Annotated in this window: 16 protein-coding genes; 7 read left to right on the top strand and 9 right to left on the bottom strand. The window is 55.0% G+C overall.

The features are described from left to right. The 4 genes from trmD to ffh all read right to left on the bottom strand — a co-directional run bounded on the left by trmD (position 1) and on the right by ffh (position 3,094). Positions 1-759 carry a tRNA (guanosine(37)-N1)-methyltransferase TrmD gene (trmD, locus tag F6Y09_RS06660; protein WP_152206156.1) on the bottom strand — a complete coding sequence of 253 codons (759 nt, stop codon included), beginning with the start codon at positions 757-759 and terminating at the stop codon, positions 1-3. A gap of 3 nt (positions 760-762) precedes the next feature. Then, positions 763-1,290, bottom strand: coding sequence for a ribosome maturation factor RimM (rimM, locus tag F6Y09_RS06655; protein WP_152206155.1), 528 nt, complete (start codon positions 1,288-1,290; stop codon positions 763-765). 29 nt (positions 1,291-1,319) lie between these two features. Further along, positions 1,320-1,562, bottom strand: a complete 243-nt coding sequence (gene rpsP, locus F6Y09_RS06650) for a 30S ribosomal protein S16 (protein ID WP_152206154.1) — start codon at positions 1,560-1,562, stop codon at positions 1,320-1,322. Between the two features lie 146 nt (positions 1,563-1,708). Then, complete coding sequence (gene ffh, locus F6Y09_RS06645; RefSeq protein ID WP_152206153.1) at positions 1,709-3,094, bottom strand: signal recognition particle protein; 1,386 nt, start codon at positions 3,092-3,094, stop codon at positions 1,709-1,711. Between the two features lie 191 nt (positions 3,095-3,285). Here ffh and F6Y09_RS06640 point away from each other — a divergent pair, with 191 nt between their 5' ends. The 4 genes from F6Y09_RS06640 (at position 3,286) to F6Y09_RS06625 (ending at position 8,663) form a co-directional block, all read left to right on the top strand. Continuing rightward, complete coding sequence (locus F6Y09_RS06640; RefSeq protein ID WP_152206152.1) at positions 3,286-4,092, top strand: cytochrome C assembly family protein; 807 nt, start codon at positions 3,286-3,288, stop codon at positions 4,090-4,092. A gap of 79 nt (positions 4,093-4,171) precedes the next feature. Next, positions 4,172-5,455: an HlyC/CorC family transporter gene (locus tag F6Y09_RS06635; protein ID WP_152206151.1), complete on the top strand. Its 1,284-nt coding sequence runs from the start codon at positions 4,172-4,174 to the stop codon at positions 5,453-5,455. Positions 5,456-5,593: 138 nt separating this feature from the next. Further along, a complete protein-coding gene (locus F6Y09_RS06630) occupies positions 5,594-6,196 on the top strand; it encodes a Yip1 family protein (protein WP_152206150.1) in 603 nt (200 codons plus the stop codon). 244 nt (positions 6,197-6,440) lie between these two features. Then, positions 6,441-8,663: a DUF1631 domain-containing protein gene (locus F6Y09_RS06625; protein WP_152206149.1), complete on the top strand. Its 2,223-nt coding sequence runs from the start codon at positions 6,441-6,443 to the stop codon at positions 8,661-8,663. A gap of 140 nt (positions 8,664-8,803) precedes the next feature. On the opposite strand, the gene grxD is transcribed toward F6Y09_RS06625, so the two are convergent. Then, a complete protein-coding gene (grxD, locus tag F6Y09_RS06620) occupies positions 8,804-9,130 on the bottom strand; it encodes a Grx4 family monothiol glutaredoxin (protein ID WP_152206148.1) in 327 nt (108 codons plus the stop codon). Between the two features lie 334 nt (positions 9,131-9,464). Here grxD and F6Y09_RS06615 point away from each other — a divergent pair, with 334 nt between their 5' ends. The 3 genes from F6Y09_RS06615 to F6Y09_RS06605 all read left to right on the top strand — a co-directional run bounded on the left by F6Y09_RS06615 (position 9,465) and on the right by F6Y09_RS06605 (position 12,833). Continuing rightward, positions 9,465-10,688: an aspartate aminotransferase family protein gene (locus tag F6Y09_RS06615; protein ID WP_152206147.1), complete on the top strand. Its 1,224-nt coding sequence runs from the start codon at positions 9,465-9,467 to the stop codon at positions 10,686-10,688. A 62-nt stretch (positions 10,689-10,750) separates the two neighbouring features. Then, positions 10,751-11,665, top strand: a complete 915-nt coding sequence (gene argF, locus F6Y09_RS06610) for an ornithine carbamoyltransferase (RefSeq protein WP_152206146.1) — start codon at positions 10,751-10,753, stop codon at positions 11,663-11,665. A gap of 103 nt (positions 11,666-11,768) precedes the next feature. After that, positions 11,769-12,833, top strand: coding sequence for an ABC transporter ATP-binding protein (locus F6Y09_RS06605; RefSeq protein WP_246180420.1), 1,065 nt, complete (start codon positions 11,769-11,771; stop codon positions 12,831-12,833). A 216-nt stretch (positions 12,834-13,049) separates the two neighbouring features. Here F6Y09_RS06605 and F6Y09_RS06600 read toward each other — a convergent pair whose 3' ends face one another. The 4 genes from F6Y09_RS06600 to F6Y09_RS06585 all read right to left on the bottom strand — a co-directional run bounded on the left by F6Y09_RS06600 (position 13,050) and on the right by F6Y09_RS06585 (position 18,530). Next, a complete protein-coding gene (locus F6Y09_RS06600; protein WP_343031073.1) occupies positions 13,050-14,612 on the bottom strand; it encodes an ATP-binding protein in 1,563 nt (520 codons plus the stop codon). Positions 14,613-14,692: 80 nt separating this feature from the next. After that, positions 14,693-15,424, bottom strand: coding sequence for a response regulator (locus F6Y09_RS06595; protein ID WP_152206143.1), 732 nt, complete (start codon positions 15,422-15,424; stop codon positions 14,693-14,695). 467 nt (positions 15,425-15,891) lie between these two features. Then, the gene (locus F6Y09_RS06590) at positions 15,892-16,347 is read right to left on the bottom strand and encodes an FKBP-type peptidyl-prolyl cis-trans isomerase (RefSeq protein WP_152206142.1); all 456 of its coding nucleotides are present in this window, start codon (positions 16,345-16,347) and stop codon (positions 15,892-15,894) included. Next, entirely contained in the window at positions 16,347-18,530 is a 2,184-nt protein-coding gene (locus F6Y09_RS06585; RefSeq protein WP_246180372.1) for an acetyl-CoA hydrolase/transferase C-terminal domain-containing protein, read from the bottom strand. Before F6Y09_RS06585 ends, F6Y09_RS06590 begins: the two co-directional genes overlap by 1 nt. Between the last annotated feature and the right edge of the window lie 21 nt (positions 18,531-18,551).

Genomic DNA, 18,551 nt, shown 5'->3' with positions numbered 1-18,551 from the left:
TTAATGCCCTGAAGTTTCAGAGGCACCCGGTTCATTTAAAAGTTCTTCCAGCAGCTCACGCTCTTCATCCGTAAACACCCGTTTTTCCAACAGGTCGGGGCGTCGCTCCCGGGTTCGCCTCAGCGACTGCTTGAGCCGCCAACGCCGGATCTGATCATGGTGACCGCCTAACAAAACATCCGGCACTGCCTCACCTTGATAAATCTCAGGCCGAGTGTAATGCGGACAATCCAGTAAACCATCGGCAAACGAATCCTGCTCTGCCGACTGCGCATGACCCAGCGCTCCGGGGATGAGGCGGGTAACCGCATCGATGACAGCCATCGCTGCCACTTCGCCGCCAGAGAGCACAAAATCTCCCAACGACACTTCTCGATCTACTTCAGCTGCAATCAGGCGCTCGTCCACACCCTCATAGCGACCGGCAACCAGAATCAGCCTCTGCTCCGCTGCCAGCGACTCCACAACCGATTGAGTCAGCGTTTCGCCTTGCGGCGACAGATACACCACGCAGGCCTGGCCGGGCGATGCCGCTCTGGCTGCCTGAATGGCATCCCGTAGAGGCTGAATTTTCATCAGCATCCCAGGGCCACCACCATAAGGCCGGTCATCCACGGTTCGATGTCGGTCAAGGGTAAAATCCCGAGGATTCCAACTCGAAAAAGTCAATAAACCTTCCCGAGCCGCCCTGCCGGTCACACCGTATTCAGTCACCGCATTGAACATTTCCGGGAACAGACTGACTGCGCCAATCCACACCCGTTAAAACTCCACATCCCAGTCCACAACGATCAGCCCCGAGGTCAGATCAATACTCTTGACGACCTGCTCTGGCAGGTAAGGAATCAAGCGTTCTTTCTGATCAATGGACTCAGGTGATGATTTCACCACCAGCACATCGTTGGCACCTGTCTCGATCATGTGATCGACGACGCCGAGAACTTCTCCCGAGATCGTCTCTACACGCAAACCTTCGAGCTGATACCAGTAGTACTCACCTTCCGGCAAGTCAGGCAATTCACTCTGGGGCACGACTATATCGAAGCCACAGTAGGTTGCTGCCTTATTCCTGTCGTCGATGCCCTTGAGCTTTACGACGATTCCCGGCCCATGCCGACGCCCCTCTTCGAGTTCAAGCGGGATCCGCTTGCCTTCGAAAACAGCCGTCCAGTTCCGGTAATCAAGAATACCGTCCAGCGGATCTGTATAGGAGTAGACCTTGAGCCACCCCTTGATCCCGAACACCGCGGTTATCCGGCCAATCACAGTTTCCTGTGGACGCTGTGCCATGCCTTCCACCCCAGTGCTCATCAACTTGATTACGCAGCAGTGCCTTTCAGCAACTGTGCTACACGCTCACTGGTTTGTGCGCCCTGGCCTACCCAGAACTCAACTCGCTCACGATCAACGCGCAGACGCTCTTCCTGTCCACGGGCTATCGGGTTGAAAAAACCAACACGCTCAATGAAGCGGCCGTCTCGGGACTTGCGGCTGTCAGTTACTGTCAGATGGTAGAACGGGCGCTTTTTAGAGCCACCACGAGCCAAACGGATTGTTACCATTTCGACCAATATCCTGTTCTGTTGTACGAACTTTGTACGACTCACGCAGGCTAGCCAAAGGCTAACGCGGAGACCCATACTCGAAAGGGGCGCTATTCTATGCTAAATCCCCGGCGAAGAAAACAGGCAAACCCTCCTGAATTCTACTAACGACCAAAAGGAGGCATCCCGCCACCGCCACCACCTGGCGGCATCATACCCTGCATGCCGCGCATCATGTTGGCCATACCGCCTTTTTTACTGAACTTTTTCATCATCTTCTGCATCTGCTTGTGCTGCTTCAACAGGCGGTTGACGTCCTGTATCTGTGTGCCAGACCCTGTGGCTATGCGACGCTTGCGGGAATTATTGATAACGTCAGGGTAACGACGTTCTTTGGGTGTCATGGAGCAAATGATCGCCTCCAACTGCCCCATACTCTTGTCGTTGACCTGCTGCTGAGCGGCCTGGGCCATCTGCCCCATACCCGGCAACTTGTCCAGCAAACCGCCAACACCGCCCATGCTTTTCATTTGCTGAAGCTGGTCCCGAAAGTCTTCAAGATCGAAACTTTTGCCTTTCTTGATCTTCTTGGTGAGCTTGTCAGCCTTTTGCTTGTCTATCTTACGCTCGGCTTCCTCAATAAGAGAAAGCACATCACCCATGCCCAGTATGCGGGATGCCACACGATCAGGATGAAAGGGCTCCAGCGCGTCGACCTTTTCACCGACACCCAAAAACTTGATGGGCTTGCCGGTAATGTGGCGGACTGAAAGCGCGGCGCCACCACGAGCATCGCCATCGGTCTTGGTCAGCACCACACCGGTCAACGGCAAAGCATCGTTAAATGCCTTGGCCGTATTGGCAGCATCCTGACCGGTCATTGCATCGACAACAAACAGGGTCTCTGCCGGGTTAACCGCCTTATGCAGGCGACCGATTTCACCCATCATCTGTTCATCGACATGTAATCGACCGGCAGTATCCAGGATAACGACGTCAATATGTTTTTTGCGAGCGGCATCGATGGCGCCTTCGGCAATCGCAACCGGGTCCTGATCTGCCGAACTCGGATGAAAAGCAACGCCCACCTCGGCCGCAAGGGTTTCGAGTTGTTTGATGGCCGCCGGGCGATAAATATCCGCACTGACCACCAGAACCGATTTTTTATGGCGGTCTTTCAACAGACGCGCCAACTTGGCCACCGTGGTGGTTTTACCTGCGCCTTGCAGGCCCGCCATCATAATGACAGCGGGGGGCCGCGTTGCCAGATTCAGGGTTTCGTTACCCGAACCCATCACTCGCTCAAGCTCTTCCTGAACGACCCGTACAAAAACCTGACCCGGTGTCAGGCTGCGCATGACCTCCTGGCCGATGGCGCGCTCACGGACACTTTCTATGAAAGCTTTAACCACAGGAAGTGCAACATCGGCCTCAAGCAGGGCCATGCGAACTTCCCGCAGGGTTTCTTTAATATTGTCGTCGGTCAGCCTGGCCTGGCCAGAAATCTTTCGCAGGCTGCCAGACAGTCGATCAGTCAGGTTTTCAAACATGGCGTTATTCCGTGCCCCTGAATAGTTGGCGTGTGAGCGAGGAACCGGTTGATTCCAGTTGCACAATAGAGACATTATACCCAGACTATTGCCCTGAAACGACCGGCACGATCAATTCAGTGCCCACCACACTACAGGAATTCACCAAGGATTCCTGACTCCGAAACCGGAAGCTCGACGCAAAGGATGTCATGGGAACCCTGATTCTCGCGGTAACCACACTTTTTCTTTACAGCATTGGAACCGCTCTGCAGGCTCTTAGCTTCAGGGGCCTGGTCAACACCAGCGTCGCAATTGTCACACTGATCGGCACCCTGGCATTAATCAGCCATGGGGTTTTGATCTGGGAGACCGTGCGCTCGCAGGGTGCCTTTAATCTCGGAATTTTTCAAAGTTCTGTTCTGATTTCGTGGCTGATTGTCGCCCTGCTCCTGATCCTGAACCTTCGCAAACCCGTGCAAAGCCTCTTTCTGTGCGCTTACCCCCTCGCCGGGATGACCGTCATTTTTATTCTGATTTTTCACTCCCCACCGCGGTTCGTAGCACAGGACAACTGGGGCATGCTCTCTCACATTGCCCTATCCGTTACCGCCTACAGCCTGTTCAGCCTGGCAGCAGCCCAGGCACTTTTACTGTATTTTCAGAACCGGCAGCTGAAGCAGAATTACAACAGCCAGCTGGTCAGAAACCTGCCCCCGCTGCAGACCATGGAGTCTCTGCTGTTCGAACTGGTCTGGGCTGGCGTTATCATGCTTGTTCTGGCGATCATTACCGGCGCCATTTTTGTCGATGACCTCTTTGCCCAGGACCTTGCTCACAAGACCCTGTTTTCACTGATATCGCTGGTCGTGTTCGTGGGGCTGTTGATTGGTCGTTATACCCGAGGGTGGCGCGGCATCACCGCGAGCCGCTGGACCCTGGCGGGCTGCATGCTATTGATGATCGGCTTTTATGGTAGCAAGCTGGTTCTTGAGCTTATTTTCCAGCGCGGCGGTTAAAGCACTTCAGCTAACTCTTGACACCCCTGCCTGACACCCCTACTTTCGCTACTTGTTCGCAACATAAGGATCACTCTTCTTGAACGAGGCATCGCTGACAGCGCTGTTTTCCATTTTGACAGGGCTTATCATTCTCTCTGCATTCTTCTCCAGCTCCGAAACCGGAATGATGTCCCTGAACCGTTACCGGATGAAGCACCTGGCCAAGAATGGTCACAAAGGTGCCCTCAGGGCGAACAAGCTGCTCAAGCGAACGGATCAGCTGATTGGCGTCATTCTGATCGGAAACAACTTCGTCAATATCCTGGCCTCGTCCATCGCCACGGTCATTGCCATTCGCATTTGGGGCGATGCAGGCATAGCGATCGCAACCATTCTGCTGACCGTCGTCATCCTGATTTTCGCCGAGGTAACCCCCAAAACCCTGGCGGCCCTTTTCCCGGAAAAGATTGCGTTCCCGGCCAGTCACATACTTGGCCCGCTGCTGAAAATTCTTTACCCGATGGTCTGGCTGGTGAATCTGTTTACCGGTCTTATCCTGAAAATACTCCGCATTTCGGCCGATGACGCGGCCAGCGATCATCTGAGCCGGGAGGAACTGCGAACACTGGTAAATGAAGCCGGCGCACTGATTCCGAGCAAGCACAAGGACATGCTGGTCAGCATACTGGATCTTGAGAAAGTGACGGTCAATGACATTATGGTGCCGCGGAACGAAGTCGTTGGCATTGATCTGGAAGATGATATAGACGCCATATTACGCCAGATGCGCAGTTGCCAGCACACTCGACTCCCGGTGTTCAAAAATGACATTAATAATATCCAGGGCATGCTGCATCTCAGGAACCTGTCAAAATTGCTGCTTCAGGAAGATATCAACAAGGCCATGATTCTGCAGCTTTGCCGGGAACCGTATTTCATCCCGGAGAGCACACCGCTAAACACCCAGTTGATCAATTTTCAGAAAGCCAAGCGGCGAATCGGGATCGTCGTCGATGAATACGGCGACGTCCTGGGCATTGCAACGCTTGAGGATATCCTCGAAGAGATTGTCGGAGAGTTCACTACGGATTACGCGGCGACCAGCCCCGATGTCATTCCCCAGGACGACGGTACTTTTATTATTGATGGCGCAGCGGCAATACGCACGATCAACAAGATCCTGGACTGGAAGTTACCCACCGATGGACCGAAGACCCTGAATGGACTGATTACCGAGCACCTGGAAACAATCCCTGAAACCAACGTCTGCATGAAACTTAAAGGTCATCGTATCGAGGTGCTACAGATCAAGGACAACGTGGTTAAAGCCGCGATTGTTCACCCACCGGGGAAGCGCAAGAAACGCGTTAATCGAACCTGATAAACCCACCTGATATACCTTTTTGACATAAGCAAGGGCGTCTTAGAAGTATCAAGATTTAATCCCCTGCTTGACCTGCCCGCCGTTAAAATCAACACTGCATCAAAGAAGATCATAACAACAACAGGAGTTTACTAAATGAGTCTAAGCCACACGGTCGGTTTGTTAACGCACCCGGACAGGGAGTGGGAAGCAATCCGCAATGACTCCGAATCGGTCGGCAAGCTTTATCTCGGGCATATTCTTTTATTGGCATTGATACCGGCAGTGGCGGCCTTTTATGGCACTACTCAGGTTGGCTGGCAAATCGGTGATGGTCAGATCATTCGCCTGACGTCAGGCAGTGCTCTGCAACTGTGTGCACTGTTTTATGCTTCGATGCTCGCAGGCATCTATATTATCGGACGATTTATTGATTTTTTTGCCGCCACCTATGATGTGAAAAGCGATAAACCGAGGGGGGTCATTCTTGCAGCCTATACCGTGACCCCGGTTCTTCTGATGGGGGTTATCGCGGCCTACCCGAACATCTGGGTCAATATGCTGGTGGGTCTGGTTGCGGTAGCTTATTCGGTTTACCTGCTCTATGAGGGACTTCCCATTTTAATGAAAATCCCTGAGGACCGGGGTTTCATGTTCGCCTCCTCGGTACTGACTGTCGGCCTCGTCATGTTTGTCGCGCTGATGGCCATCAGTGTCGTGGTCTGGAGCATGGGTGTCGGCCCGGTTTACACCAGCTAATCTGCCACAAGGCGGAAGGCAGAGGCCACCAGCCGAGGCCGGATATCAGCCGCCTCGGTCCACATAGCCTGAAAAACGAGGCTCCTTGGCTGCTATGCGTTTTTCGAAATGGATAGCATGGGGGAGAATCGTTAGCGCTTGTTCATATTACCCGTGCTAGAATTGCGGTTGATTACACAAATAATAAGAATTTAAGCAGTTAAGCTCGGTCATGTATCCGGTTGAGGCGCAATAGGAGTCGGCCATGAATAAGCAGTCCGGCATACATTATCTCCACGAGCACAAAGATTCGGGGGCGGGGGCGGCTGTGGCCCTACCACAGGAAGTTGCCCGCATCCGCGATACCGTTGTGGCCGGACTTGGGGATCTGCTCCAGGGCGCTTTTGACGCTGTGGATGATTCGCTGTTTGAGCTCGCCAATAATGCTCGCAGCAACAATGAGCAAAACCGCTATTTTGAAGCTATGCGAGAGATTCGCATCAAGCGCAAGGGTGTGGAAAAGCATTTCCAGACCGCGGTGGCCCACCTTTTCAGCCATCCCCCCAGAAGCAGTGCGGCCGTGCCTCCGCCAGACCGAAACAGCCAGCAGACTGCAGACAGCCTGTCACTGGTCCACAATGATGATCTGGAAGAACAGGTTGCATTGAATGCCATGGTGGCAAAATCCCGTGCTTATTTTCAGGGACCGCTTATTCAACTGCAAACCCGGTTCAGCGTGATCTATCCCGACGCTACCGAAGAAGACTCCGTTAATCCGATTGCTCCGGAACACTTGTGCGGAGCATTTGCGGAAGCCGCCCAGGCTCTCGAAATCCAGATTCGTGAACGCTTGATCGTCCTCAAGCAGTTTGACCGTTATGTGGTCTCCAATCTGGGCATGTTGCTGGATGAAGCCAACCGGATCCTTATCCAGGCTGGCGTGATTCCTAACTTCCGCTACCACGGTAAAACGGGGGAGCAGGCCAGGCAAAAAGGCCGTGGCGATCCGGCTCAAACCCGGGAAAACAACGCTGACTATAACAGTCAGTCGCAAAGCGGCTCACCAGGCGACGAGGCTTTGTTTGAACAGATCAAACAACTGCTTGCACAACAACGAAGCGGGCACCCACCCCGCTCTGCTGACCCCGGCCTGCATGTAGTTGGCGACACCGAACTGCTTCAGCTGTTGACTTCCCTGCCTCAGGAGCCCGCTAATTATTCCACCGGAAACCTGAGTGCCGGAGAGCCACTGGTGGTCGATCTGCGTTCAGTGGTCCAGCACCTGTTGCGGAATACCTCCTCGTCAGATGGCAAGAAGCCAGCACTGAACGAGATGGACGAAGACCTGATCAACCTGGTTTCCATGCTGTTCGAATTCATTCTCGATGACTACAACCTGTCGGCTCCCATCCAGGTATTGATCAGTCGGCTACAAATTCCGATCCTCAAAGTCGTCATCAGAGACAAAACCTTTTTCAGCAAGGCTAACCATCCGGCTCGCAAGTTATTGAATGCCCTCGCGCGGGCAGGCATTGGCTGGAGTGCAAGCGACGAGAAAACCCGGGACAAGCTTTACGAGCAAATCCACACAATTGTGCTCCGAATCCTGAACGAGTTTGATGGCGACATCGAACTTTTCGACAAGCTCAGTGAAGAATTCGATCAATTCCTGTCTCGGGAGAATCGTAAATCATCATTGGTTGAACAACGTACCCGTGAATCTGAACGGGGTCGTATCAAATCCCAGCAAGCGCAGGAAACTGTCGATCAGTTACTGCAAGAAAAACTGGCAAAACAACGGGTACCGGATTCTATCCGCGAGATCCTTCTGCAGGGGTGGAGCCGCGTCATGTTTCTGGCCTACCTCAGAAATGATGTCGAACATCGCTGGAACGAGTCGGTCAGAGTTGTCGATGACCTGATCTGGTGCCTGCATCCTCACCTGGAAGATGATGAACGTGATCAGTGGGTGCGAGTCGTTCCTGGCTTGCTCAAGTCTTTGCGAGCGGGGCTGGAGGAGGTCTCCTACAACTCGACCAGGCTCGATGAAATGATGGGGGAGCTCAAGCATGAGCTGACTGAGGCCTTCCGGACTCATGCCCTTGCCGAAGCCCGGGATACTCCGACAGAGACGGAGCTCGAAACAGAGATGCCAGAGGTCCAGCAAACCGCAATTGAGCGCCAGCAAGAACTGGAAGACACTGCGGTTGCCGATTATGTTACCCAGGTGGATGCCATTGATGTGGGCAGCTGGGTAGAGTTCAACCTCGTTAATGGAACCAGGTTCCGCTGCAAACTCTCAGCGATTATCGAGGAAGCTGACTGCTTTGTCTTTGTGAACCGGATGGGCCTGAAAGTGATTGAGAAGACCCGCATAGAGCTGGCTCATGAGATGCGCAGGGGTCGTTTGACAACACTTGAGCAAGGAGCCCTTGTTGACCGCGCGCTGGATGCGGTCATGGGCAGTTTGCGCCGTAACGCAGGTTAAGGCCGCCCGGACCCGCGTTGCGGCATTTGCCGTTCAACCCGAAGCTCCGGCTCAGAATGCTACAGAGACGGCCCGGATTCTCCGCTTCCGGGTCGAACTGACGATCTCACCGGAGCGGATACAAGACACAGCGGAGCGTGTCAGGCTTCAGTTTTATTCGCTGCGGCTTTGACCAGTTCGGCCAGCTCACCACTCTCTGACATTTCCAGAATGATATCGCAGCCGCCTACCAGCTCACCACCCACGTACAGCTGCGGGTAGGTGGGCCAGCTCGAATACGCTTTCAGTCCTTCGCGCAACTCCTGATTATCCAGAATGTTCACAAAAGCGAAACGCTCTCCACAAGCCATCAGCGCCTGAACGGTTTTCGCTGAGAAGCCACACTGGGGAGCTTGGGGTGAACCTTTCATATAAAGAATGACCGGGTTATCAGCCAATTGACTTTTAATTGTTTCGTTAATATCCATAAAACTCGCCTCTTCAGAAACAGTGTCATACCGAAATTTGTAGCGGATTGACCCTATTGTACACGTCCGTTCAAATACGCACCAAACCCATTGATCGACCAGACAGTCACGACTTTAGCCACCATTGTTATCATAGGGGTTAACCGCTAGACTTGAATATTGCCTGATAACAGGCTTCCAGGCAGCTCTCGTAACGTACTCCCGCCGGTGCGGCATCCCGCATTCCGGTGTTCTGTCGTTTCCGGAACCCGACCTATGTGGGCAGTTGCTTTTAAATTCATCCGGGTACCCATCCGGAGGATTTTCTGAACCATTGGTACCACGGGGATGCATCATGGCGGATAAACCGCTGTTAAATACATACGGACGTCTACCCATCATTTTTGATCATGGCCAAGGGCCGTGGCTGTATGACACCGATGGCCACAGGTACTTCGATACCTTTTGCGGCATTGGGGTGTCCGGGCTGGGGCACGCACACCCGGCAGTCACCGACGCCATTTGTAAACAGTCTGTGAAGCTCCTGCATTGCTCCAATCTCTTCCATACCGAAGTCCAACACAAGTTTGCGACGACGCTGTGTGAGATGTCAGGTATGGACGGGGTGTTTCTCGCGAACTCCGGCGCCGAGGCAAACGAAGCAGCCATAAAACTCGCAAGGTTGTATGGCCATAATCGGGGTATCGAATCTCCGGTGATTGTGGTGATGGAGCGCTCTTTTCACGGTCGCACCCTCGCAACGCTGTCAGCTACCGGCAATCGCAAGGTTCAGGCCGGTTTTGAACCACTGGTCAGTGGTTTTTCGAGAGTCGCCTTTAACGACATCCAGGCACTTGAAACTATCGCTGGAATGAACCAAAGCGTTGTAGCCGTGATGCTTGAGCCGGTGCAGGGTGAAGGTGGAGTGAACATCGCGGACCATCAGTGGATGAGGGATGTCCGTTCGCTTTGTGACCGGCAGGGCTGGCTGATGATACTGGATGAAGTGCAGACCGGGAATGGTCGAAGCGGTCACCTGTTTGCCTATCAGGGTTTTGGCGTAAAGCCGGATATTGTGACCACCGCCAAGGGCCTCGGCAACGGCTTCCCGATTGGAGCCTGTCTGGCCCACGGCGACGCGGCTACAACATTCAAGCCCGGCCATCACGGCTCCACCTTCGGTGGCAATGCCCTCGCCTGTGCAGCGGCTCTCGCCGTATTGGACACCCTCAGAAATGACCGGTTGTTCGAACGCGCCGGGCAGCTTGGCCGTCGTATGCTGGAAACCCTGCACCGCGAGTTTGATGATGCCGACTATATCAGTGACATTCGCGGCCTCGGCCTGATAATCGGCATTGAGCTGACGTCGTCGTGTCCCGAACTGGTCCCGCTGGCAAAAACCCAGGGACTGCTACTCAATGTTACAGCCGAGTGCACAATCCGCCTATTGCCCCCGCTCACGCTCACCGACGATGAGGCCGACTACATGATCGAACGGGTGGTCCGGGTCATCAAACTGTATACCGGTGACGATCGACCACGAGTGGTGGAGCTGGATAATGACGTTACCAGACATTGATGACCGCCAGCTACATCAGTAGATTATTTTGCTGACCATATTTCATTTACAAGGGCACAAACATGCCAGTTAGACATTTCCTGACATTGAATGACCTGACCACCGATGAACTCGACCGGCTGCTGGACCACGCCAGCAAGTTAAAGCGCAGCTGGCGCGACGGCAGGGTGCGGGATTCACTGAAGAATCGTGTTCTGGCAATGATTTTCGAGAAATCCTCCACTCGTACACGAGTCTCTTTTGAAGCAGGCATGACTCAACTGGGAGGAGCAGCCCTGTTCCTCTCCTCCCGTGATACTCAGCTAGGACGCGGAGAACCCATTGAGGATTCCGCCAGGGTGATATCGAGCATGGCGGACGCGGTGATGATCAGAACGTTTGAGCACGAAACGGTGAGGCGGTTTGCGTCAGTGGCGAGCGCACCGGTGATTAACGCGTTGACCGATGATTTTCATCCCTGCCAGTTATTGGCCGACATGCAGACCTACCGTGAACACCGCGGCAGCATCCGGGGCGCCACAGTGACCTGGGTAGGCGATGGCAACAACATGTGCAACTCCTATATCAATGCCGCCCAACTGTTTGGTTTTCACCTCAACGTCGCCTGCCCCGAAGGCTACGAGCCAGACCGGACCATGTTGGCAAAAGCCGGCAATCAGGTATCCGTGTTTCACGATCCCGCCGAAGCTGCAAAAGGCACCCACCTGTTAGTCACCGATGTCTGGGCTTCAATGGGCCAGGAAGACGAACAGGCCGCCAGGGCCAGCACCTTCGCGAACTATCAGGTTAACGAGCAGCTGATGTCCCTCGCCGCCAAAAACGCGCTTTTTATGCATTGCCTGCCAGCCCATCGCGGTGAAGAAATTTCTGTCAACATGCTGGAGCATCCTGGTTCCGTGGTGTGGGATGAAGCGGAGAACCGCCTTCACGCCCAGAAGGCACTTCTTGAGTTTCTTATTCTTGGGCAACTGGACTGATCCTGCAATGTCGACCACAACCACCGAACCCGGAAGCCGTCACACCAAAAACGAGACACAAACGCTAACCACACTACCCGAGGTTTCACATGGCCCAGCACCAATAAAAAAAGACAACTGGCTGCTGACCGTCAACAACCTTTTCTGTGGTTACGGCGAAGAATTTGTAGTGAAAGACGTCAGCTTTTCTCTCGGCCAGGGTGACATCGGATGCCTGCTGGGCCCGAGCGGATGCGGAAAGAGTACAATACTGAGGGCGCTGGCCGGATTTTTACCGATCAGCGCTGGTGAAATCCGGCTGGAATCCTCTGTCATCAGTTTGCCGGACCGGACCATGGCACCGGAGAAGCGGCGGATTGGCATGGTATTTCAGGACTACGCGCTGTTTCCGCATCTGACTGTCGCAGATAACATAGGTTTCGGGCTCAGGCACCAGAGCAAGGATGACCGCATCCAGAAAGTCGCGGGGCTGCTTGAGCTGGTGCACTTACAGGACCTTGCCGGTCAGTACCCCCACGAGCTCTCTGGCGGGCAACAGCAACGTGTTGCACTCGCGCGCGCACTGGCACCAGAACCGACGCTGATTCTGCTTGATGAGCCTTTCTCGAACCTTGACACCGACTTGCGCCGCCGGCTCAGCCTGGACGTGCGGGATATTCTGAAAACTCTGGGCATCAGCGCCATTCTGGTCACCCATGATCAGCAGGAAGCCTTTGCCATGTGTGATCAGGTAGCGGTGCTCAAAGATGGTCAGATCCAGCAATGGGACGTGCCCTACAACCTGTACCATGAGCCCACCAACCGTTTTGTGGCGGGTTTTGTTGGTCAGGGTGGCTTCATACCGGGCACTGCATTGGGGCCAGACACCATCGAATCCGAACTGGGCGTGATCCGGGGCAACCGGGCCTATAGCTGGCCTGCGGGGACTCTGGTGGACATACTGATTCGACCGGACGATATTGTTCACGACCCGGACTCAAACCTGCGACCCAAGGTGGTTGAGAAGACCTTCGCCGGAACATCGACGCTTTATCGTTTCAAACTGTCCGAAGAAACCGAATTCGAAGCACTGTTTCGCAGCCATCTCGATTTTTATCTGGGTGAGCATGTACCGATACGAGTCGAGGCAGACCACCTTATCGCATTCGCCCGGTCCTCAGTGACATAATCAGGCTAGGGGGAACTGCAGAATGGAAGCCAGCCGGAACCCAGGACGGAGCGGACAGGCAAAAAAAAGAGCCGGAAAACCGGCTCTAAAATGACGAATGAAACAAGGAAAGTTCGTAAGAACTACAACCTCAAAAGCCATCCCTTACGACATCGAGTATCAGCCAGTTTGCGCGGGCGGTCAGTGTGGATTGTGTTGTGGCTTTGTTACATCGCGTCAGGGCCTGACAGGCTCCTCACGTTCTTCCGCTTTTTTGCGGGGCCAGACCAGACTGAACCTGGCTCCGCCCAGCTCATCACTGCGAGCGACAAAGGCCTGACCACCGTGCCAATACAGGATTCGTCGCACAATTGAGAGCCCCAGCCCGTAGCCGCCTGACGTTCTGGTGCGACTGTCATCCAGACGCGCGAAGGCGGTAAATACCTTTTCCCAGTCCTCTTCGGGAATACCTGAACCATCATCCTCAACGTCGACACGACAGGTATGTTCGTCCAACTGGCAGGTAACGCGCACCTGACCATTGGCATAGCGGGCAGCATTTCCCACCAGGTTCTGGATTGCCCGGTGAAGATAGCGTGGCTCGACATCAGATAACGCCCAGGTCTCCGCCTCTGCCGGTACCACGGCGTCAATGGCAACCTTGGTATGGATCAGTCGCTGTTCGCTTACCACCTGGCGAACAATATCGATAACCGATGACTCATGAAGCGCAAAAACAGGCCCTCCCTGCTCCAGTCTCGCGTAGGTGAGAATTTCATCAATCAGCTCGTCCAGCTCCTGAATATCTCCGTCTATTCCATCCAGCTGCTTCTGGAGATCGGCTGCATTGTCACAGTCCTCTATCATCTGTACACCGAAGCGTATCCGGGCAACCGGTGTGCGCAGCTCGTGGGACACCGCGTGGATCATCTCACGCTGCACCCCTACAAGACGCTGAATGTGCTCGGCCATACTGTTGAACGTTGCCGCCAGACGCGAGACCAACTGGCTCTCACCGGTCTCTACTCGCGCGTCCATTTCACCCCGGGCAATTCGGACCGCAACCGACTCGACCGCTCGCAGATTATGATCCACGCCCCGCAACAACAGCAGCAGGGCGCCAGCCAGAGCACCGCCTGCCACCAGGACAAGCAACAGCATGACCGGCCAGGCCCGGGGGTTGAACGGTGGGGGCATTTGCAATCGGGCAAGCGCACCGTCGTCGAGGCGTATCAGCACTTTCGCAGCGCTGTCTTGACTGGCCTGATAGTAGGATAGCCCGCGCTCGGAAACCCGTTCGAGCACGTCACTTTCCGGCAGCGACTCAGCTTCGGAAAGCAAAGCCAACTGCACTGAAAATGCGTTTGAGAGCCGCTCGATAGCGGCATCACGTTCTTGCGGTAGCAAAGCGCTGAGATGGCCTCGCACAATAAGTGCAGTGGCCTCGGCAACATCCCTGTAGACCTCACGGAACCGTAACTTGAGGACGGTATCGTCAGTATTCTGAACCAGAATCTCGGGACCCAAGGTGCTTGCCAATGCCACCACCTGGCCATAGGCGAGCCTTTCCTGAACCACTGGTGCCAGTGCGTCCGGACGGATCACCCGGAAATCGTAAAAGGATCCCAGCCATGGGTAATGCGCTGCAGGGGCCGGAACAGACGCCAGCCAACGCATCATCGGTTCGGGAAAGCGCTCCTGCCATGACTGGCTGCGAACCGAGTTCACGCCCCAGAACAAAACGAGACAGAGAATAAGGACCAGTGCGGTGAGGACTATCAGGCACGTATAGAGTTTCAAGAAAAACTTCAGGGGCATCGGACCCTACCGTGGTAATGAAGGCGGGCCCGATCCTTGCGGCCGGGGCCCGGAGATCGCTGTCAGGCTTCTTTTACAAAAAGGTAGCCCTTGCTACGAACAGTCTTGATTCGCCGCGGATGAACAGGGTCATCCCCGATCTTTGGTCTTATGCGGGAGACTCGTACATCGATAGAGCGGTCCTGACCATCGTATTCGATACCCCTCAGAGCCGTGAAGATCTCTTCACGGCTGAGCACCCTGCCGGCGCTGCTGGCCAGCAGCCAGAGCAAGTCAAATTCGGCACTGGTGAGGTCGATACTGACGTCATTCAGCCAGGCTTCGCGCATCGCCCGGTCAACAACCAGGTCATTGAACTGAAGTCTGACGGGCTCATCGGCGCTTTCAGGCGCTTTCGCCGCCGCCGCGTTCTCACTCACCCGACGCAACAACGCCCGGATACGGGCCAGCAGGACCCTGGGCTTGACCGGCTTGCCTACGTAGTCGTCAGCGCCCATTTCAAGACCAAGGACCTGATCAAGGTCATCGGTACGAGCCGTCAACATGATAATCGGCCCCTGGAAAAATGGCCGAACCCGGCGACAAATGGATAGCCCGTCTTCGCCAGGTAACATCAGGTCAAGCACGACAAGGTCGGGCTGCTCGTTCTTGATTCGCTCAACTGCCTGGCCACCGTGGCTCTCAAGTGTCACTGAGAGGCCATTGCTCTCAAGATACTCCCGCGTCAAATCTGCCAGTCGCTCATCGTCCTCGACGATGAGAATTCGCCAACCTTCGTTATTTGTCTGTTCCACGCGTCCATCTCTGTTCTTGATTTCCCGTTGCAGGCCACCACCCTCGCGATGGACCCGGCCCTTTTCCGAGCCAACCGGCGCTTATCAAGCCCCGTACTTCAATACCCGGTATCACACTGAAACCGCTTGCACACATCAAAACGTCTGCACATGCAGCGCATCCGGGCGACGATACAGACAACGCCCGGTAACAGCAATCATACACGCTGTTCAGAAATATACAGGGAACAGGCTTTTTGTTACACCCCGTGACACGCCCTAAAGGTAGCTGGCTTACGGTCAGTTGTCATGGGCTCGTCATCTTAGGTTCGTTTGAAGGCTTACCTGCGACTGGGCGCCAGGGGGCGGGGCGAACCGGAGCTGCACGGACATCACCGACGCCTTGGGCGCCGGACAATCAGTGCCGGTAGTTCCTCAGGGGGCCACAACTATCGGTACTGTGGCACCGCCGCCGGACTGGCAGACATTCACCGGGGTGGGTCTGACGCCAGCTCATCGTCACTGGCCTCTCTGACCTGAACAATTTCGAGATCAAAATACAGCGTGAATCCCGCCAGCGGGTGGTTGGCATCAACATGAACCAGGTTGCCATCGATACCAACCACTTTGATCACCTGAGCCTCATCGCCGGTGTTGGTCTGAAATTTCATCCCTATTTGCAAGTCATCCACGGATTCAAACATGGAGCGGGGCACCCGGCGCACCAGCTCGGGGTTGTGCTCACCATAAGCCAGTTCCGGCGGCACAGTGACTTCCAGGCAGTCGCCTGGCCCACGGCCCTTCACGGCTTCCTGGATACCCTTGATGACGCTGCCGGAACCCAGCATGAAAGTTAGCGGCTCGCCACCTTCCGACGTATCGATGACTTCACCGGTACGATTCTTCAAGCGGTAGTGAACGGTATAAACAGCCGGTCGTTGCATTAGTCAGCATTATCCTCAGATAGTTTGAAATGGTCCGCCTGTCGCAGCCCGTGAACCAGCAGGCGTCTGTCTATCCGGGCCTTGAAGCCAGACGGCGACGTCAGCGCCATGCGCTCCAGCAATGGCGCCATGGCTTCATCGCCAGGGCCGGTTCTCAACGCCCGCCAAAGGGTCGCCATTTTACCACGACGGGTCGCGGTTGCGGCTTTCAGGCCACGTAGGGCTTTACCGAGAATCAGCTCTTCCTCGGTAAAATCACAGCCAAACGGGAATGCCGGGAAGGCATTTTCCCCGGCCGCTTGCAGGGCATCCTGGACGAACGCCGGGGTATTCTGGCCCCATTCTGCCGGTAGCCGGAAACTGGCCGCCACCTTGCCAGCTTTCTGGGCCTGGCGCAGCAGGTCTGGCTGAAAGCGGGCGTCGGCGATACGAATCAACGCCAGATAGACTTCCTGGTCCGCCTTGCTCCGAAGATCCGCTATGCCGTATTCGGTCACGACTATGTCTCTCAGGTGGCGGGGAATCGTGCAATGGCCGTAACTGAAGACAATATTTGATACTGCCTGGCCACCGGATTGACGCGTGCTGCGCAACGCGAGAATCGAGTGCGCGCCCGGCAATTCGTGAGCCATTGCGACAAAGTTGTACTGACCACCGACACCACTCACTACCCGGCCATCCTCCAGGCCGTCCGAAACAGCGGTACCACTGAGCGTCTGCATCATCGCGGAGTTGATGAACCGGCTGTCCTTGCGTTGCGCTACCTTGAGCTTCTGGTCACCAAACCGATGGTCGTAGAGGTGATTGATGAAGTTCACACTGGTCATACAGATTTGGTCTTTCTGGGCCGGCGTCAGCTCTCTCAGGGCTTGATAGAAATTCTCCGGCCCCAGATAGAAGCCACCGTGAAGCACCACTCCTCCGGTCAGATGAGAGCCTAATGCGAGGGTAGCCAAGCGCTCGCGAGCCTCAGGATCATCAAGGTCCGGCTCCAGGGACTGATCGCCCACCGTCAACCGGCCGCCCTTGAAGACGACCTGATCATTCAGAATGCCATACCGCATTAGCCAGCGGACGTCCCTGGCTCTCAACGGAGAGTCAATCAACTCCTCCTGGCGCAGCACATCCAGCATTTCAAGAGTGATTGCAGGACGTATCCGGCCCCGATTGAGAAGCCGCTGCAAGCCCACGTGGTCATATACTTCGCGCTTCAGAACGCCGGCCTTCATCAGATGAATGAAACCATCAACCATCATCTCACTGCAGCCGTAGAGCCCTTCTTCAAACACCCCGGTGCCGCCGCAACGAGCCGCTACAGGAAAGCGCTGATCTATGTTCAGAGTCTTGAACGTCTTATGCCAGGCGTCGTTGTTCCGGTGTCGCATAATGGTGCTGTGTACCAGGGCAGCGCCCAGGGAACCTATGCCCACCTGAAGTGTGCCGCCGTCTCGCAGTAAGGCGCTGGCATAGAAGCCGATCAGGTGGTCAGTGGGACTGATGGCCATTTGCGGCACTGAGAACAGGGGATAATCCTGCTTCGGCTGGTCCAGAACCACATCAAACGCATCCGCAGGAATTTCCGCATCACGCCCGAAATACGGAAGATTCCGGTTAGTCTCGGCAATCAGTGCAATGGCATGACCCTGGTGTTCCATCGCCTTGAGCTCGGGAATCAGGTCCAGTGTCAGATCCGGGTTGCAGCTCAGACTGAAGAAATCGCTGCCGGTCTCTTCTGGCGGCGATACCATCTGCGCGACCACATTCACCCCCTGAGCCATCAGGTCTCTCATCGCATGGGTGTAGTTGCTGCAAACGTAGTTCTGTTGCTGGCCACGATGGTGAAGAAAGCTGCCCGCTTTGAAAAAGAATTCGGAGACCTGAACGTTGTCCGGAAGCTGGCCCTTCATCACATCGACGGCATAGGCAAGTTCGGGGATGTTGCCGTAAAGCCGCTCAGAAAACGGCTTCATGAACCGACGCTCCAATGACGAGCTACCCGACGGAGCCAGCATGGAGATAGCAGTAACAATATGGAGTTTCAGGGTTTTATCCTGACAAGCGCGCCGATACAACGCATTGGCCAGCCGAATCGGCTTGCCGAGCCCCAGCGGTAACCCCAGGGTGATGTTCTTACCTACTTTCTGAATCAACGCCTCCACACAGGCATCAGCATCGGTCAGCATTAACGCAGTCCTGGCCATAGT

Source organism: Marinobacter changyiensis (genome assembly GCF_009193265.1).
GTDB classification, from domain to species: domain Bacteria; phylum Pseudomonadota; class Gammaproteobacteria; order Pseudomonadales; family Oleiphilaceae; genus Marinobacter; species Marinobacter changyiensis.
This window is presented reverse-complemented; position numbering and strand designations above follow the sequence as displayed.

Excerpts from the sequence above, each read along its gene's own strand:
- rimM (WP_152206155.1), bottom strand. The coding sequence starts at position 1,290 with ATGGCACAGCGTCCACAGGAAACTGTGATTGGCCGGATAACCGCGGTG.
- rpsP (WP_152206154.1), bottom strand. The coding sequence starts at position 1,562 with ATGGTAACAATCCGTTTGGCTCGTGGTGGCTCTAAAAAGCGCCCGTTC.
- ffh (WP_152206153.1), bottom strand. The coding sequence starts at position 3,094 with ATGTTTGAAAACCTGACTGATCGACTGTCTGGCAGCCTGCGAAAGATT.
- F6Y09_RS06640 (WP_152206152.1), top strand. The coding sequence starts at position 3,286 with ATGGGAACCCTGATTCTCGCGGTAACCACACTTTTTCTTTACAGCATT.
- F6Y09_RS06630 (WP_152206150.1), top strand. The coding sequence starts at position 5,594 with ATGAGTCTAAGCCACACGGTCGGTTTGTTAACGCACCCGGACAGGGAG.
- F6Y09_RS06625 (WP_152206149.1), top strand. The coding sequence starts at position 6,441 with ATGAATAAGCAGTCCGGCATACATTATCTCCACGAGCACAAAGATTCG.
- grxD (WP_152206148.1), bottom strand. The coding sequence starts at position 9,130 with ATGGATATTAACGAAACAATTAAAAGTCAATTGGCTGATAACCCGGTC.
- F6Y09_RS06615 (WP_152206147.1), top strand. The coding sequence starts at position 9,465 with ATGGCGGATAAACCGCTGTTAAATACATACGGACGTCTACCCATCATT.
- argF (WP_152206146.1), top strand. The coding sequence starts at position 10,751 with ATGCCAGTTAGACATTTCCTGACATTGAATGACCTGACCACCGATGAA.
- F6Y09_RS06590 (WP_152206142.1), bottom strand. The coding sequence starts at position 16,347 with ATGCAACGACCGGCTGTTTATACCGTTCACTACCGCTTGAAGAATCGT.
- F6Y09_RS06585 (WP_246180372.1), bottom strand. The coding sequence starts at position 18,530 with ATGCTGACCGATGCTGATGCCTGTGTGGAGGCGTTGATTCAGAAAGTA.